This is a genomic window from Paenibacillus sp. GCM10027628 (genome assembly GCF_042676385.1).
In the GTDB taxonomy this organism is placed as follows: Bacteria; Bacillota; Bacilli; order Paenibacillales; family NBRC-103111; genus Paenibacillus_E.
Map to the genome: position 1 here is coordinate 1 of NZ_JBHTHA010000036.1, position 16,790 is coordinate 16,790.

General features: G+C 47.2%; 12 protein-coding genes. 1 reads left to right on the forward strand and 11 read right to left on the reverse strand.

What is annotated here, in order from left to right; genetic code table 11:
- Positions 1–252 precede the first annotated feature (252 nt).
- From ACFQZT_RS22835 to ACFQZT_RS22850, 4 genes are all read right to left on the reverse strand, one after another.
- The gene (locus ACFQZT_RS22835) at positions 253–963 is read right to left on the reverse strand and encodes a YebC/PmpR family DNA-binding transcriptional regulator (protein WP_379303449.1); all 711 of its coding nucleotides are present in this window, start codon (positions 961–963) and stop codon (positions 253–255) included.
- A 201-nt stretch (positions 964–1,164) separates the two neighbouring features.
- Entirely contained in the window at positions 1,165–2,037 is an 873-nt protein-coding gene (locus tag ACFQZT_RS22840) for a LysR family transcriptional regulator (RefSeq protein ID WP_379303452.1), read from the reverse strand.
- Positions 2,038–2,112: 75 nt separating this feature from the next.
- Positions 2,113–3,321, reverse strand: coding sequence for an MFS transporter (locus ACFQZT_RS22845; protein ID WP_379303454.1), 1,209 nt, complete (start codon positions 3,319–3,321; stop codon positions 2,113–2,115).
- 32 nt (positions 3,322–3,353) lie between these two features.
- Positions 3,354–4,013 (reverse strand): type 1 glutamine amidotransferase domain-containing protein, encoded by a 660-nt coding sequence (locus tag ACFQZT_RS22850; protein WP_379303456.1) that lies wholly within the window; start codon positions 4,011–4,013, stop codon positions 3,354–3,356.
- 340 nt (positions 4,014–4,353) lie between these two features.
- Here ACFQZT_RS22850 and ACFQZT_RS22855 point away from each other — a divergent pair, with 340 nt between their 5' ends.
- Positions 4,354–5,604: an MFS transporter gene (locus ACFQZT_RS22855; RefSeq protein ID WP_379303458.1), complete on the forward strand. Its 1,251-nt coding sequence runs from the start codon at positions 4,354–4,356 to the stop codon at positions 5,602–5,604.
- Between the two features lie 24 nt (positions 5,605–5,628).
- Here the strand turns inward: ACFQZT_RS22855 and ACFQZT_RS22860 are convergent, their stop codons facing one another.
- From ACFQZT_RS22860 to ACFQZT_RS22890, 7 genes are all read right to left on the reverse strand, one after another.
- Positions 5,629–6,258, reverse strand: coding sequence for a DUF1906 domain-containing protein (locus ACFQZT_RS22860; RefSeq protein WP_379303460.1), 630 nt, complete (start codon positions 6,256–6,258; stop codon positions 5,629–5,631).
- A gap of 37 nt (positions 6,259–6,295) precedes the next feature.
- Entirely contained in the window at positions 6,296–9,346 is a 3,051-nt protein-coding gene (locus ACFQZT_RS22865; protein WP_379303462.1) for a hypothetical protein, read from the reverse strand.
- A gap of 147 nt (positions 9,347–9,493) precedes the next feature.
- On the reverse strand, positions 9,494–10,174 hold the full coding sequence (locus tag ACFQZT_RS22870) for a response regulator transcription factor (RefSeq protein WP_379303464.1): 681 nt from the start codon (positions 10,172–10,174) through the stop codon (positions 9,494–9,496).
- A complete protein-coding gene (locus ACFQZT_RS22875; RefSeq protein WP_379303466.1) occupies positions 10,174–11,391 on the reverse strand; it encodes an ATP-binding response regulator in 1,218 nt (405 codons plus the stop codon). Before ACFQZT_RS22875 ends, ACFQZT_RS22870 begins: the two co-directional genes overlap by 1 nt.
- Positions 11,388–14,699 carry an ATP-binding protein gene (locus tag ACFQZT_RS22880; RefSeq protein WP_379303468.1) on the reverse strand — a complete coding sequence of 1,104 codons (3,312 nt, stop codon included), beginning with the start codon at positions 14,697–14,699 and terminating at the stop codon, positions 11,388–11,390. Before ACFQZT_RS22880 ends, ACFQZT_RS22875 begins: the two co-directional genes overlap by 4 nt.
- A gap of 20 nt (positions 14,700–14,719) precedes the next feature.
- Positions 14,720–15,358, reverse strand: coding sequence for a hypothetical protein (locus tag ACFQZT_RS22885; RefSeq protein ID WP_379303470.1), 639 nt, complete (start codon positions 15,356–15,358; stop codon positions 14,720–14,722).
- 102 nt (positions 15,359–15,460) lie between these two features.
- The gene (locus tag ACFQZT_RS22890; RefSeq protein WP_379303472.1) at positions 15,461–16,747 is read right to left on the reverse strand and encodes a polysaccharide deacetylase family protein; all 1,287 of its coding nucleotides are present in this window, start codon (positions 16,745–16,747) and stop codon (positions 15,461–15,463) included.
- Positions 16,748–16,790: the final 43 nt, after the last annotated feature.

The following is a 16,790-nucleotide window of genomic DNA, read 5'->3' on the forward strand; positions in this document are numbered from 1 at the left end:
AAATCCTGCGAATAAGCGAGAATACATGAGAAAAAACCTTAAAACCGAGGGACGATATTTTCCATCTTTACAGACGAGAAGAAACGTATGGCATTAGACAAGGACCCGGCCTTGGGCCAGGTCCTTATCTCATACTGCGAAAGTATGTTTCAAATTCAATTTACAGCTTACGAGTAATTGGACTCGGTTCGCCTGAACCAACAGGGGTTCCATCATCTCCGATGACCGGAGTGACTTCGACTGTCGTGCCTATTATTCCACGTTATGATAAACCTGTTGCACATCCTCTAAATCTTCCAAAGCATCAATCAGTTTATCAAATTGAGCTTGTCCTTCTTCCGGTAAGGTAACGTTATTTTGAGCTAGCATTGTCAGTTCAGCAATGGAAAACTCCGTGATTCCAGCCTTTTTGAATGCTTCTTGAACAGCGTGGAACTGCTCCGGCTCAGCGTAAACCATTACGATCTCATCTTCTTCAACAATGTCACGAATGTCTACATCCGCTTCGAGCAAAATTTCCATAACCTCATCGATGCTTCTATCTTCAATACCGATAACAGCTGTGGCATCGAACATGTAAGCGACTGAGCCGTTTACACCCATATTACCGCCATTTTTACTAAATGCTGCTCGTACGCTAGAAGCAGTACGGTTTACGTTATTCGTAAGTGTGTCCACAATTACCATTGCACCGTTTGGACCGAAGCCCTCATAACGAAGCTCCTCATAAATTTCATCTGAGCTGCCTTTTGCTTTATCGATGGCACGATCAATAATAGCTTTCGGAACATTATAGGTCTTTGCCCGTTCGAGTACAACCTTCAAAGCACGGTTCGCTTCCGGGTCCGGTTCCCCCTTCCGTGCTGCTACATAAATTTCAAGTCCGAACTTAGCGTAAATTCGGCTTGTATTTGCATCTTTAGAGGCTTTCTTTTCTTTAATGTTATTCCACTTACGGCCCACGATTGATCCCACTTTCTATTTATATTTCATTATCTATAATAACCGATTTTCATTTTATATGGAAAAAAAATTAAAATCGCGTCATTTGTCGCCGAATTACGTGGGCCATAAGGTCAGAGTGTATAGAACAAAAGCCCCCGTCCAATGATGATCGGATACTTTTTTGTTTACATAATAATATTTATGTTATCATTCATTCACTTAAGGACTCTTTTTGATAGCATCGATCAGCGTCTTCAAGTAAGGCATATTTCGGTTTTTTAATTTATAGGCCAAATAAAGATCATTCGTTACCCTCAAAGCTTTCCCGATTATTTTTATTTGGTTTGATCGCAAAGCATTTGTCAGCATGTAAGTAGGCAGTATACTGATACCCGCGCCATGCTCGACAGCTTTCAAAATACTGTGTAAATCGGGCAATACATGTGCAGGCTGGATACGAGGACGTTTTTGGAAATGTTCCCGCCAATATCTTCGGATTATCGGCAGTTCATGACCGTAGCTGATCCATGTTTGTGAACATAACCAAGCTTCCATTTGCTCCATTTCATTGAAATCTTCTTCGTAGAATTCAATGGGCGCTACGACAACAAACTCCTCTTGAACATAATGAATGTATTCTACGCCAGGCGCCGATAGCTTTTGCGATGTCACAATCAAATCGAGTTTATCTTCCAATAACAGCTCAAGAATATTCGACGCAATGCCGTATTGAGCAATTATCCGCAAGTTATATTTCCCCAAAAAAGGAGCTATCTTTTCTCTAAAAAACTCGGGGGCTGAACCGATTCTTACGACGGGGCGTGCAGGCGATGAAGTCGCACTGAAGCTTAACGTTGTTTCTTCGAGCTTTTCAATAAGCGGTACTAATTGGGTATATAACTCCTTCCCTCTTTCAGTTGGAAACATTTTGCGCGGTGTCCGTGTAAATAATGGCTCACCTACTTCTGCTTCAAGAGCAGCCAAATGTTGGCTCATGGCGGGTTGAGTCATAATCCGATCTTTGGCGGCTTCCGATACAGAGCTATGTTTGTAGATACTTATAAAACTTCTGTACCATTCAAAATCAACCATGGCATGATCCTTTCCAATATGAGTTTCCACTTATTATACGGGAAATGGTTCGTGTACAGAAATAGGAGCCCCGATTTAAACTCGGGACTCCCTTGTATTTTGCCGACTCCCCCATAAGGTAAACAGAATACCGACGAATGTCACCAGTGCCGCAACCCAAGGAACGGATGGAAGGCCTCCCCCGAAATTGAATTGAATGACCATGCCTCCCAGGTAGGCGCCTAAGGCATTTCCGAGGTTGAATGCTGCGATGTTCAGGGTAGATGCTAAAGTTGGTGCTTCCTTGGCCGTATTCAACATGTGAAGCTGCAATCCCGGGACGGTCCCGAAGGCTGCGATTCCCAGTACAAATACGGTGATCAAAGCGAGAATCTTATGCTGATCCGTCAAACTGAATACCGCTAGAACAACCGCCAACAGGATTAGAATTCCAATAAGCGAAGGCATCAACCTTCGATCAGCCAGTTTACCGCCATAAATATTACCTATCGTAAGCCCGACGCCAAATAAGACAAGAATATAAGAGACTGAGCTGGGTGAAAAGCCCGTAATATCCACTAAAATTGGTGAGATGTAAGTGAAGGCTGTAAATACACCTCCAAAGCCAAACACGGTCATCAGCAATGCAACATGAATCGCCGGGCGCCGTAAAACGCCGAGCTCCTGTCGCAAACTCAACTGTGAAGCTTTGACTTGAGGGACAAGAAACATAACGCCGATCCATGCAATCAGCCCAATTACAGTAATAACCCAGAAAGTAAATCTCCAACCGAAAGCTTGGCCCAAGAAAGTACCAATTGGAACCCCCAGAATGTTCGCCAGCGTCAATCCAGTAAACATAATTGCAATGGCGCCAGCACGCTTCTCTTTCGGAACCAACTGCGCCGCAACAACTGATCCCACGCCAAAAAAGGACCCGTGTGTCAAAGCCGCGACGATGCGTGCCCCCATCAAAATCGTATAATTTGGTGAGAGCGCTGCAAGTGCGTTGCCTGCTATAAAGATGATCATAAGCAGCATGAGAAGTGCTTTACGCTGCATCTTATGAGTTGCCATTGTTATGAACGGAGCGCCGACAGCAACCCCAAGCGCATAACCGGTGATTAGCAACCCTGCTGAAGGGATGGAGACGTTGAGGTTAGCTGCCACTTCCGGTAGCAAACCCATGATAATAAACTCCGTCATGCCAATGGCAAATGCCCCCACCGTTAGTGCGTATAACGCCATTGTCGATCCTTTACTTGACACCAATGATGAATCATTGGGTTTGATTGTTGAACTCAAGTTATTCCCCTCCTTGCTAAAAACAGTAATGCTTAACTTAGTCTCTCAATAACAGCGTGAGTTACGGCTACGGTAGATTGAGGATTCTGTCCTGTTATAAGATTACCGTCGACCTCATAATGCGTTGACCAATTAGGGGCTGCTACAAAAATAGCTCCTAGGTCGCGAAGTCTGCTTTCCAGTAAAAACGGCAGATGTTGCTCTAACGTCGTATCGGCCTCTTCCCTATTTGTAAAAGCATTAACACGTTTACCGGACACAAGCGGTTGACCATTCGACAATGTGACACCAACCAATCCTGCCGGACCATGACATACAGCGGCTACAATCTTGTCTCCTTCATAAAATTCTCGCAGCAATTGTTGAAGTTTCTGACTTACTGGTAGGTCAAACATGGTTCCGTGGCCACCCGGTAAAAATATCACGTCATAATTTTCGGCGGATACGTCATCAATCTTCCATGTATCTTCCAAATATTTTGCCGCATCTAAAATCTCTTTATGTGTATTTTCATCTATACTGCTTGGGTCAATCGGCGCCTTTCCTCCAAGCGGACTTGCTACCTTAATGTCATACCCTTCATTTTTGAAGCCTAAATAGGCTTCGGAAAACTCAGATAACCAAATCCCTGTCATTTTACCTTCAATAATTTTTGCATGGCTCGTTACAACCATTAAAATATGTTTTGCCATCCGTATAGCCTCCCCACTAGGTTTGTTTTTTGCTACATCGCCATTCTAAACACTATATTTTCATAAAACAAATTATGAAATAATGTATCAATCATAAAAATATTTATAGCAAAAATGAAAAAGAGCCGCATCTTCATCAAATTCACATTTCCTACCTGCACCCCTCCCCACTTTCATATCGATCAGTATGTTTCAATTTTATGTTTATTGTACAAAATGTCAACAAATACGGTTGACAGCAAGATTATTTCCGTATATATTTACCTAAACGATTAACGTACCAATCGGTATAATATACTGATTGGTACGTATTTTTAATTTTCAATTAGGAGGATGAAAAATGAAAACACAAGAGGAAGAAGCGGTGCACGTTTCCGCCAAATCCATATCGCGACAAACCGCCACGTTGTTTGCAGCAGCATGCGGTTCAGCAGTTGCCAATATTTACTACGCACAACCGCTTCTTGACGAATTGTCCAAGGCGTTTGGTATTGATCATTCATCGATTGGCATTGTCATTACACTTACTCAAATTTGTTATGCTATTGGTCTTCTATTGTTGGTTCCGCTCGGCGATCTGTTGAATCGCCGCTGGATGATCCCCATTCAGATGCTCACATCCGTGGTTGGTTTGACCATTGTCGGATTGGCTCCGACAAGTACGATTTTGCTGATTGGCATGGCTATCGTCGGTCTTCTTGCCGTTGTGGTGCAAGTGCTAGTGGCATTCGCGGCGACTCTGGCCAGCCCTGAAGAGAGGGGGCGTGTTGTAGGATTGGTAACTAGCGGTGTCGTTATCGGCATTTTGTTGGCCCGAACCTTTGCCGGTATCGTGACGGATCTCGCGGGATGGCGTTCCGTGTATCTGGTCTCCGCGGCGCTTACTTTGATTATGGCTTGCGCATTATTTCGCGTATTACCACATCATGAAAACCAAAAATTGTTGGTTTCTTACCCACAGTTGGTGCGCTCGGTACTTATATTGTTCCTTCAGGAGCGGATCCTGAGAATCCGTGCCGTGCTTGCGATGTTTATTTTTGCAGCGTTCAGCATTTTATGGACGTCTTTGGTGCTGCCTCTCACGGAACCTCCGTTATCTCTTTCGCATTCTGCGGTCGGGGCTTTTGGTCTCGTCGGTGCTGCAGGAGCATTGGCAGCTGCTCGCGCGGGTCGGTTGGCCGACCGAGGTTTTGGTCAAAAGACGACCGGCATTGCTCTCATCTTATTGATGGTATCCTGGTTGCCTATAAGCTACGTCCAGCATTCCGTGACGGCACTGATCGCAGGTGTTCTTATCCTGGACTTAGCCGTGCAAGCCGTGCATGTTACCAACCAAAGTCTGATCCTCACCGTGCGGCCAGAGGCGCGCAGTCGGCTTACTGCCGGTTATATGATCTTTTACTCCATCGGCAGTGCAACGGGTTCGATAGCATCTACCCATGTCTACGCTTATGCAGGATGGCTTGGCGTGTGTGTATTGGGTGCCGTTGTCAGCACGCTTGCCCTACTATTTTGGGCGTTTACCCTTCGTTCACAGTCAACCGGAATCTTGGATCACAACAAAACGACAAAAACCTCAGGAATTTCCTGAGGTTTAATCGATTGCATGAAATCCCTATCCGGCCTTCCCGACTTGAAAACCTCCGCCGTTCCCGGTGGTTACATTCGTATCAACCGGCGTTCCCGCAATCGCGCTTCCCGATAGTTGCTTAATGTTCCAAGTATCGAACGAATGATAACCGCTCCAGCCGATAGACTCGGAGAGCCAGGCGTAAGTCACTTCAGGAAAAGCTTGCATAAGGCTTTGACACGTTAAGCCGGATCCGTATACGCCTACTTCGTAGCTGTAATCATCTTCACTGAGGGACTTGAACGAATCGATAACTCCGCGGATGTATTCCCTGATACCGCCTTGGATATCGGCCAAGGCAGCGTCATAATCTACGGCGAAATAAATGGGAGTTCCAAAAGGCTGACCAATCGTATCACGTGCGTACACGAACGCGTCCTTGCCATCCCTGTTTCCGCTAGTGTAGGAAAAATAACCGGCACTCGTCGGGAAGCCGTTCTCCCAAACGGCTACAATGTACAGGCCAGCTTGAGTAAGAGCGTTGGCTTCAGCACGCGTCAAATTTTTGCCAGGATTGTTTCGGTTATAGTATCTGCATACAAAATCATAACCTGATTCCTTGATTGCAGCTGCCAGCGAGGTGCAGTTCGTCGGTGTATCTACCCCTTTTGCCATAGAAAACCTTCTCCCCTATTAATCAGGATAATTGCGATTACAACTGTTTCATTAAACGGTCCACAAGCGACTGAACGCCAGCGATCGGATTTTGAAACAAGAAATCGATACTCAAGTTTTGTTGTTTATTCATGAAGACAATCTCCATCGCTAATGAGACCTTTCCGCTGCTAACCGCCTGCAATTGCCCTGTAAAGCTGGCAGAGCGTACAGCCAACAATGCTCCTAATCCATATTTAACGATATAATCCGAAACGCCTAACGCGCCGCGAACGGTTTGCTTAACGCCATCTAGGAACTGAGTAGCTACCTTCAGGGCTGCTGTGGCCGTCTCCAAACTGCCTAGCAGAGCAACAATCCTAGGATCCGAATCCACCGGATAAAGTTTGTTCGCGGATTGCGCGGCTGATAATGCCTGTTGAGCTACGGACAATGCCGCATCGGCTGTCTTTTTAGCGACATAAAGTGCTGCTAATTGTGTGCCGTAGTAAGCTTTGCGAGGATCGAACCTGCTCAAGCTATCGATTTTATGCTGCATATCGTTGATTTGATTTTGCAGGGAGTCCACCTTGTCTTTTGCATCGTTGACCGCGGACTGGGCGCTGGCAATATTATTGCGTGCCGTGCTTTGCTGCGAGGCAATCTGTTTTCTCGTATCGGCTATCGTATTATTCAATTGATTAACCTTTGCTTGAGCGTCATTCACTTTGGCCTGTGCGCCGCTAATTTGGGAAATAGCACTATCAGAGGCAGCTTTGAACGCTTTGCCTGCTTCACTTTCGATATACTTGAACAAATCGTCTTTAAGTGCTGCGGTGACGGAGAAATCACCGTTTGTAAAGTTTTTCACCGGTGCGTGCGCCTTGATATCCGCTTGGAAGGCATTAAATATTTTTGCGCCAATATTGAGGTCTACGCTTTTGCTGTTTATATTCACTTCGGCATAACGACTGAAGCCTAGAAGGTTCAATTGCCCGGATAAGTAGAACTGGAGCGGATTGGTTTTGTTGACCTGCAAAGCGAGTGCCGCACCATCTTCCGGGTGCACCCCAGTTAATTGGAAGTAGTTTCCAATACGAATTGGTGAAATAGTGCCTGCGACATCAATGCCGCTATCTCCAACCGCAATTTTCACGATGGCATCAATGCCATAAGCATGCAGCTTACCCTTGAGCGCCATACCTGGCGGGTAGGTTTCAGGACCGATTTTTGCGCCAAGCGGATTAGCCACGACATACACTTGCGCATCCGAGATGCTCACATCGGTTAAAGAAGCGGGGATCGCAGATAAGGAAGAGAACGATTTGACGATGTCGTGCAGCGATACCGTACCTTGAAGCTCTCCGTCCAGCAAATCCGGTACTTCTCCCTCCATCAGCTGACAGGCGACTTTCACTTTGATTGTCTCGTTAAAGTCAATTTCTCCAGCTACCCCAACCTTGAAATCCGGCGACATTTGCATGTCTAGAAACGTATTTCCAATCGCCAGGCCCTTGATCCCAAACGGGTTGTGCCAGATCCCTTGCATGCCGAATGACAGGTCAACCAAACCTGGTGCGACCGCAACATCACCGCGAAAATCCAGCGTGTCTCCATGGAGCTGCACTTCTACATCCGCGTGAAAATCGATTGTCAAAATCGGAGATGGTTTCAGCGCCAAACTTAACCCTTTAAAGACGACGCCGGATACGATTTGTAGATTTTCTTCCAAAGAGGCTTCGAGAATCGTTGATTTGAGGTCCGTTCCGATGGCAGCGTGCACATCTAAACCGTCGATCCGCAGCAGATGGCTGATGGCTTCAAGCCCCTGACTATCCAGTTGGAGCGTAGCAAAATAGTTAAGTCCCGAGATAACGCCCTCCTGTCCTTTGGGCAGCTCCACATTTGGTAATACATAACTGCTATCGGTAAAGGAAGATACAATTAATGTGGAATGCACGAAATTAAGTCCGGCTAATGGCTTGAATATATCGGAGATGTTAGACAGTCTCCAATTTGCATCCGTGACTACCCCTCCAGCAAATTCCCAAGAATCGCTTCGTTTCTGAATTTCTGCTTCAAGAACACCGAGATTTTGCGCATGGGTTCCAAAAACGAGATTGTACGTATCTGCCTGCTTTTCGATATAAATGTTCGTGTGATCGAAAGCAAAATCAGGTAAAACTGACGGATACGCATTTTTTCCGCAGAAATGCTCGATGATCGCTTTAAAGCTGATCGTTGGGATTTGCCCCGCCACTTTAAAGTCGCCCGGAAGCGCCAGACTAACCTGAAAATCAGCATCGGCAATCTGTGCTTGACCCGATAGATGACCTGCCATGGGTGGTTGATGGCTGCTGTCGTAATCGAGCTCCATGGCAATATGACCGATGCTCAGATTCGTTACGCCAAGGGGCAGCGTCCATGTATCGGAGCTTGTTGTCTCGATGGAATAGCTTTTGTTGCGGGGATCGGCTTTAACATTAAGCGTGGCTAGCGAAAGCTCAGGGATACTGGAAGCTGCCGCAGGCAGGAAGTGTTCCACAATCGCCGATACACTTAAAGTCTCTCCCTCAGCAAGATGACCGCTGATCACAAAATTCGGCAGTTCCGCGAGGACCCCGATTTGCACCCCTCCAACCTCCACATCGCCATCAATCTGGCATGCAAACGTACGTTTACTGCTATCGCCTGGTTGTTGAATGGTAACAGCAAGCTGTACCTTTGAAACTGATAATCCATTTTCAACGATAATCCACGGGGCTGTTGTACCGATCGTTGCCCCTACAGAAGTGATCGTTAAATTGTCAGGAATGAAACTAATTACTAATTTTTGAAGCGCAAGTCCTGAGAAATGCTGAATGGCATCCGGCAGCGACTTCCAGAGGTCTCCTTGCAGTTGATTCGCATCGAAAAGTGTGAAGCTGCCTTGAATCGTAATTTCGGTACCGTCTGCTGTGATAACCGGGCTTTCCAGCGTCAGATTGGCATTGGCCAAAAGTCCATTGATCGCTTGAAGCGTAAACGAGTGCTCGCTAAGATCGAGTTTGCCTGCCTTAATGCTGTTTTTCAGTTCGGTTACAATGTCTTGAATGGTTGTTGCGCTCATCGGTTCATTCCTCCTTAAATGTTGGGGCTGTTCTCGTTCTTCATTTCCCACATCTCAGTTATAGCTGTAGGAAATGTCATGTTGACAGTTACGTTTGTCATTCATCTGTCATATGACAGATAAAGCCAAAAAAAATAACCCCAACCTCTAAAGGTTGGGGTCTCTCTGCTCAAGCTCCTGCAGCAGCAACAGCGCTTTGCAACGATCATTGACGCCGAGTTTGCTGTAAATGCTGCTTACATAATTGCGTATCGTGCCTTCATTCATGTACATCGCTTTGGCCATTTGCTTATTCGTCAGTCCTTGCAGCATCAGCTTAGCAACATCCCTTTCTCTTTCGGATAAAGGGTTCAATCCCAATCCCGGGTGAGCTGTTGTTGCTGTAAATGCTGGAGCCGTAGATAGTCGGCTCACATTGGCCGCTAATCGTGCTGCGACCGCTGCCGGCATGATGAGTTTGCCGCTTGCCGCTTCGCGGATCGAGTGTATCAGCTGTTTGCTTTCCATATCTTTCAGCAAATAGCCATAAGCTCCCTGATTCAAGCCTTCGATGATATAACGGTCATTCATAAACGTCGTTAAAAGCAAAACGATCGTATCGGGAAGCACTTCCTTCAACCGTCTTGTGCAGGCAATCCCGTCGAGAACGGGCATTTGTATATCAAGAAGAGCCAAATGCGGCTTTTTCTCAAGTGCCATTTCCAGAGCCTGGCTTCCATTCTCGGCAGTGGCTACGACTTCCATATCCGGTTCCAAATCCAGGATGGTCTGCAAGCCGTCCCTCATCAGCGCCTGATCGTCAGCAATGAGAATCTTTAGTTGGCGCATCAACTCTCCCCTCTCCCAGTAGGATAGGTGGTAAGCGGGAAGGAAATCTGGAGCATCATGTCCCCGCTGCCGTCTGCATTCAAGGACATGCTCCCTTGAAGCTGCTCAACTTGCTCCCGGATCGCCTTCAGCCCAAACCCGAAACGAACATTGTCAGCCACAGTCCCGTTATTACTGAGCTTAAAATTCAGTTCCCCATGTGATACTTGTAACTTGAAGCTAAACCGGTCGCTTCCTCCATGCCGCATCCCGTTCGTCAATCCCTCCTGCAGCGCGTGCAGGACCAGCTTTTTCTGAAAAAACGTTAGCTCCGGCATCTCTTCCCACTCGTAATGAATCTGGATACCTGTGTGGGATATGGTTTCCTCAAGCAGTTGCATGAGCTGTGCGATAAGATCCACGCTTTCCGTCTCGGCAGCCAGGCCATGCACAGATCGCCGAATGTCATCCAACCCTTTCCGGACAAGCATTTGCGACATCTCCAGCTTATCCATCGCCTTACTCGCATCAATGCCGAGTAACCGTTTGCCGGCTTCCAACTGCACGATAGCTGTTGTCAACGTATGGCCGACGGCGTTGTGGATGTTGCGTGTGATGCGGCTGCGTTCTTCCAACACCGAAATCTCCGCCAAAGCCTCATACGTCAACCGCATTGAATCTTGGAGCTGCGTGCCACGCTGTTCAAGCTCTTTCGTCCGTTCAAGCACTTTTGTTTCCAATCTTTCGTTGGCATCCGCCAAAGAGCGCAATATCTGATAAGTACGAATCGAAGTATGAACGGAGGTAAAGAGCTTTTGACGGGTAAGTTCCGTCTTTTCCTTATAGTCGTTAATATCAAAGTCGCGGATGACGGAGCTTTCCGGCGCCTGCCCGGGTTGACCGGTACGCAAAATAATTCTCAACAGCGAGTTGTTAAGCGCCTCACGAACATAGCGAACGACTTGCAGACCGGCATCCTCCGTTTCCATGACCACATCCAGCAAGACCACAGCCGTATCCGGGTGCTCCTTCAGCAGGCGCTTTGCTTCCGCTCCGGAGTAAGCATGGAGGAAGGAAAGCCGGTGACCTTCAAATTTTTGACCTTGCAGGACGATCTTCGTGATGCGGTGGATATCTCGATCATCGTCCACGATCATGAATTTCCAGCCCGTTGATGCGTCTGCATGGAGGGATTGTTCCTCATTTTCGTCTTCGACAAGATCTAATAAATCATTCATGCAAGCTTCCTCCCAACCCCTGCAATTAGTGGAAGACGAATCGTAAATACCGTGCCCTCATTCAATTCGCTTTCACAACGAATGGAGCCTTGCCATAATTGCGTCACGATATTGTAAACAATGCTTAAGCCCAGTCCCGTGCCGCCTTGCCCCCTCTTCGTCGTCACAAACGGGTCAAATATGCGGGAAATCAGGCTGGAATCGATGCCTCTGCCATCATCCCGATAAACGAACTCCAACATTTCCCCATCCGCTTGTGCCTGGATCGTAATCGTTCCATGCTCAACACCTTCGAATCCATGCAAGAGCGAATTCAAGATCAAGTTCGTCATCAATTGGTAGAACGCTCCAGGATAACCAAACAGTTCAAGCGATTCGTCAACTTCAACAAAAAAGCGGTGATTGCTATTTTTCCATTTGGGTCGCAAACTTTGGAAAATGTCCATCAGGTACGACTTTACTTGAAAAACCCGCTCTTCCTCAGCGGTCTGATCGACGGCAACCTGTTTGAAGCTGGAGATCAGCTTCTCGGTTCTTTGCAGATTGGAAAGCAATAAAGACGATGTTTCCTCCAACTCGCTGATAAAGCTGGTCAGTTCCTTTCGGCTCAAAATCCCTTGGGCATACTTTTTGGCCATTTCGCCCGAAAGCGATACCAGATGTGAGGATGCCGTCACTCCAATCCCGATAGGACTATTAATTTCGTGGGCAATCCCAGCTACAAGTCCGCCAAGGGAAGCTAATTTCTCTGCTTGTATCAAGCGTATTTTAGCCTGATGCAAAGATTCCAGCGTATCTTCCAGCTGCACCGTTCGTTGCGTCACCCGATCCTCCAATGCCTGATTCCACTTCGAAATCTGTAAATGAAGCCGAACGCGGGCAAGAAGCTCCGATTTCATGACCGGCTTCGTTAAATAATCGTTCGCACCGGAATCAAAGCCTTCCATCAAATCTCTGCCGAGCGACTTGGCGGTTAACAAAATGATCGGCAACTCGCTTGCCGAGTATGATTTCCTAATCATGGAACATAATTCGAAGCCGGACATTTTAGGCATCATGACGTCTAGTATGAGCAGATCCGGCTTGAAGCCGCTTTCGATCAGGTGCAGAGCCTGCTTCGAATCGGCAGCCTCCGTCACCTTATAACGATCGAAATGCAGATGATCGCGGAGCACTTGGAGATTGACCTGCTCGTCATCGACAATCAAGATATGATGACTTCCGGCATCGCCGATACCTTCGAACTCCTCAACCAAAATTTCCTGAGGACGTACTACCAATTCCGTTGTCTCATTGTGGAGAACATCTTGATTACGTAGCAATGACGACGGCAACAATTCAGATTTAAGCGCTTGACCTCGAACGGTGGGAAGTTCAAACGTAAAGGTCGTTCCGCTTCCCGCAGCATTTTGTACTTGAAGTTTGCCTTCGTGCAGTTCTACCAGCTTTCTGGTAATCGCCAATCCCAGTCCGGTACCTGGCGTCAATGAATCACCAACCTGCTCATACGCTTGGAAGATCCGCTCGTGCTGCTCCTCAGGTATGCCTTCTCCCGTATCCCTTACTGAGATAGCAATCCTTTCTTCGGAAGCCCTGCCTACCGATACTGCAATTGTGCCCGCCTCGGTATGCTTCATGGCATTGCCAAGCAAATTGTGAAAAATCTGCTGCAGCCGATTCTCGTCAGCAAATACCGTCAACCCCTTCGGCACGCCATTCACAAGTTCGATTGGCTTTCCTTGAAGAAGAGGATTGATCAGTTGCATCACTTGATGAACTACATCGTGCAAATCCACTTCTGTGATATGAAGCCTCAGTTCTTTATGTTTTAAGCGGGAATAATCAAGTACATCGGCAACGAGATTGCCCAGACGCCTTCCGCTTCCCACGATGAGCTCCAAATGCCCTAGCGCCTTATCCGGCAAGCGTCCGGCTATCCCATCGAGCAATGACTCAGCCAGCCCGATCATGCCATGGAGCGGCGTTCGAAGCTCATGTGAAGTTTGAGCAAGAAATTCATCCTTCATCTTGTCCATGGACAAGAGCTTCTCCGATAATTGTTCAACGTCCCGGAACGCTCTTGAGAACTTTCGTGCCAAAATGATGGACTGTGCAAAAATAAAAATCAATAGGCCATACGGCGCTAAAGAACCGGTTCCGCTGATCTCGCTCATATAGAGAAAATCATGAACAATCGTTATGGATAGCCCGGTAAAGCCGGCGAAAAAAATCAGCGTATCTTCCCTTTTGATCCGAATCGCCATCCAAAGCACATAAAGGCAGTAGCCGATTAATCCGATCGTATATAACTCCATAGGAATTAGAATCTTGTCATAAATCCGCTGCGGCGTAGCCAGGCAAAATACAGTTGAAAGCGCACTGATCCATTGTGTCAGTCTCAAGACCCGTCGCGAGAAAAATTCGGGGTACAGTGAGTATACCAGCGTCATTACGAGGCTCAGACCGAAATAGAAAACAGCATAAGGAACTTTGCTGAATAGCTCCCAATTCAAATCAGGGAACCAGTTATAAATGTAGCGGTCATTGACAAACAAGATCCGGATGGACACGAGCAGGCAGAATACGCCGAAGTAAAGCGCTGATTGATAACCGCGACGAAGCATATACAACATGAGATGGTAAATCGCCATGAGCGAGCAGGCTCCGAAAGATAAATAAGCACCCTCCACATCCCGTTGATACCGTTCCATCACTTGTTTAGCCGACCCCAGAATCAGGCTGCCTTGAAGCCCGCTCTTGGTGTATGAATAATTGGATAACTGAATGATAATCTCCAAACGGTCCCCTCTCACATGAAAAGGAGCTACCTGCACGATTTGCTTCGGTACAGCAGACGCGGCAGTAGTGCCTACTTTTCCTGCGGCGGCGATCTCATTCCCGTTGACCCATATCCGGTAAGCGCTGAATATATTGTTCGTCTTGATCGCGAGCATCTCATCCATGTGCGGGATACGCGCTGTTAAACGGATTGTGGCGAAGCCGTCAGCAGGTAAGGAGGAGGCGACAGCTCCGCGGTTCCAATACCCTGGCGAGCGAAAATATCCCGATATATCGGGAAGGTTCGTTTGCTGAAAATCGCGCGGAGTCAAAAGACGGGACCAGTAAAATTCCCACTCCCCGTCCAGCGATACTAAGGAGTCGGCGTGAACGTCCCATTCGGACAAATCCAACTGTCCTTTGGCACTAAGTAGATCCGGGCTTTTCGCCCCAAGAACGGTATTGTTGCCGGCGAACAACACCACAATCAGCAGGCACACACCTACGGCAAACCGGACGACTGTCTTCATGATGGTACTATAAGGCAAACCTAAGCGGTGGCCGCATCCGCATCTGAAAGCTGATAGAGCACATTGCCGAGCCGGCACCCTTCAGCAAGCGGCAGGGACCGGCCATCTGCAAAGTCTTTCGGTTCAAAGCTGTTAGAGGCTCGCGAGCGATCCAACAGCCCAAGACGCATATACGTCTCAGCTACAAGCTCGCTGCAAAAGAAATTAGTATAGCCAGCCTGGATATTCAGCTTGCCTTCCAAAAGCTCCAATGCCATGCGAGTCATGGATGGAAAACTGGCACCATGAACCTCCTCAATGAATTGTTGCAGCTCTCGGTTCATTTCGTCCGTTCTTGGCGCCTCCAGCAGACGAAATGCAAATAGCGCATCATATTGCTCATTCACGTCAGTGATGAGCCGATCACGCAAAGATACGAGCATAGGACCGGTCTTGATCGTATGGAGTTCTACATCCTTCAACGTCTCCGTGGTCGTCGATTCCCACAATAGCAGCTCATCATAATCCGGAAGCCGTACGACCATTCCCATATGGGACCAAATCGAACCTTCGACCACCTCAACTTGAAGCGCCTCCTGAAAAAGCCCGTGACAAAACAGCAAATCTCCCGTCTGCAATTGCTGAGCCATATCCTTGTAATTCACACGTTGAACATTCATGAAGATATCCCCTTTCATTGGTAATATGCATACTTGATACATATTGTATCAAAACTAATGCAAAAAAAGGAGAGCCTCAGCTGAAAAAAGCGAGGCCCTTCATCAACTCGAATTAACCGGATATCTTCTCTTCAGTTCTTGAGCAGAGATCGCTACGATCCGTGGCGTTAGCAGTCCTCTTTTTAACTCCAGACGATCTCTGCCGTTCGGATGAATGATGAACAGCAACAACCTTAAATAAATTTGGCTAAGCACGTTAAACAGGCCCTTCGGAAGCTCTTCCACAGTAAAACCCAGCTGTTTGGATCCGCGATGGATCATGGTGATCCCGTAAATCCCTCTGACATTCTGATGGAAATGAACATATTGCGTCATCGCCGGCATAAATCGCTGAACATCGCGAATCATACTCACAGCGAGATGAACCATCGAGCTCGATTCCGAAATCAGTTGGAACAACTTCTCATTATTGAAGTGCAGCTCCACAACCAGATCTCCGGGACGAATCACTTCACCATTGGCCAATTCGATCGTTTTTCCTTTATATTTGCGGACTCGGCTATAAAAGATTGGATGATTCACATCAATGGGATGAATATTGAATAGCCAATGAAAGATTTGCTCCCATTTTAACCATAAGTAAATAAGCATTCTCTTCAGCGGTTTCAAGGTCTTCTGCCGCGCATATAAGTCTGCCTGATAGCTGGCATCTAGGCGCACCATCATAAATCCCCGCCGTGCGCACTCCTCCAGAAATTCCCCAAGTGCGTCCAGCATATAGCCCGGTGCACGCGGATCCGCTCCAAAAGTCTGACCGCTATCGTGAAGCACAATAACATCATTGCTTTTAACTCTGGCATGCAGTTTGGCCAGGAGAGCTTCCTTACCTCCCTTGCTCCTCCAATCCCCAACCATCAAGGACCAAAAAACAAAATGAAATCGTTTCATCAGCAAAAAGTCAAACAGATTGATAATTCCCCATGGCGGCCGGTAATATACCGGCTTGACGCCGATTATGTTTTCGATGATCCTTAGAGAATCGTTCAGCTGCCTACGGACCTTCCACGGCGTCATGAACGCATTGGCCTGATGAACGTAGTTATGAACGCCAATTAGATGTCCTTCTTGGTGCATCCGTACGATCAAGTCGGGATACATCTCCGCCTTGGATCCCAGTACGAAAAAGGTTGCTTTCACCTGATATTTCCCAAGAAGATCGAGCAGTTTTGGCGTATAATCCGGATCGGGACCGTCATCGAAGGTCAGTGCAATGCCCGGGGCCAACGTCCCTTTTTTATACACACCAATGCCGAACAGCCGAACTAGGACGGTCGGTATTAGGGTATATATCAGCAAAAGTATCGCAATCAACCAAAACCATACACTCATGCTCGATCACACTCTTTCTGCAAAGAATGGTCCTGCTCGTACT

Coding starts and splice junctions, on each gene's coding strand:
- ACFQZT_RS22860 (WP_379303460.1), bottom strand. CDS start 6,258: ATGGCAAAAGGGGTAGATACACCGACGAACTGCACCTCGCTGGCAGCT.
- ACFQZT_RS22875 (WP_379303466.1), bottom strand. CDS start 11,391: ATGAATGATTTATTAGATCTTGTCGAAGACGAAAATGAGGAACAATCC.
- ACFQZT_RS22890 (WP_379303472.1), bottom strand. CDS start 16,747: ATGAGTGTATGGTTTTGGTTGATTGCGATACTTTTGCTGATATATACC.
- ACFQZT_RS22880 (WP_379303468.1), bottom strand. CDS start 14,699: ATGAAGACAGTCGTCCGGTTTGCCGTAGGTGTGTGCCTGCTGATTGTG.
- ACFQZT_RS22855 (WP_379303458.1), top strand. CDS start 4,354: ATGAAAACACAAGAGGAAGAAGCGGTGCACGTTTCCGCCAAATCCATA.
- ACFQZT_RS22865 (WP_379303462.1), bottom strand. CDS start 9,346: ATGAGCGCAACAACCATTCAAGACATTGTAACCGAACTGAAAAACAGC.
- ACFQZT_RS22870 (WP_379303464.1), bottom strand. CDS start 10,174: ATGCGCCAACTAAAGATTCTCATTGCTGACGATCAGGCGCTGATGAGG.
- ACFQZT_RS22850 (WP_379303456.1), bottom strand. CDS start 4,013: ATGGCAAAACATATTTTAATGGTTGTAACGAGCCATGCAAAAATTATT.
- ACFQZT_RS22840 (WP_379303452.1), bottom strand. CDS start 2,037: ATGGTTGATTTTGAATGGTACAGAAGTTTTATAAGTATCTACAAACAT.
- ACFQZT_RS22885 (WP_379303470.1), bottom strand. CDS start 15,358: ATGAATGTTCAACGTGTGAATTACAAGGATATGGCTCAGCAATTGCAG.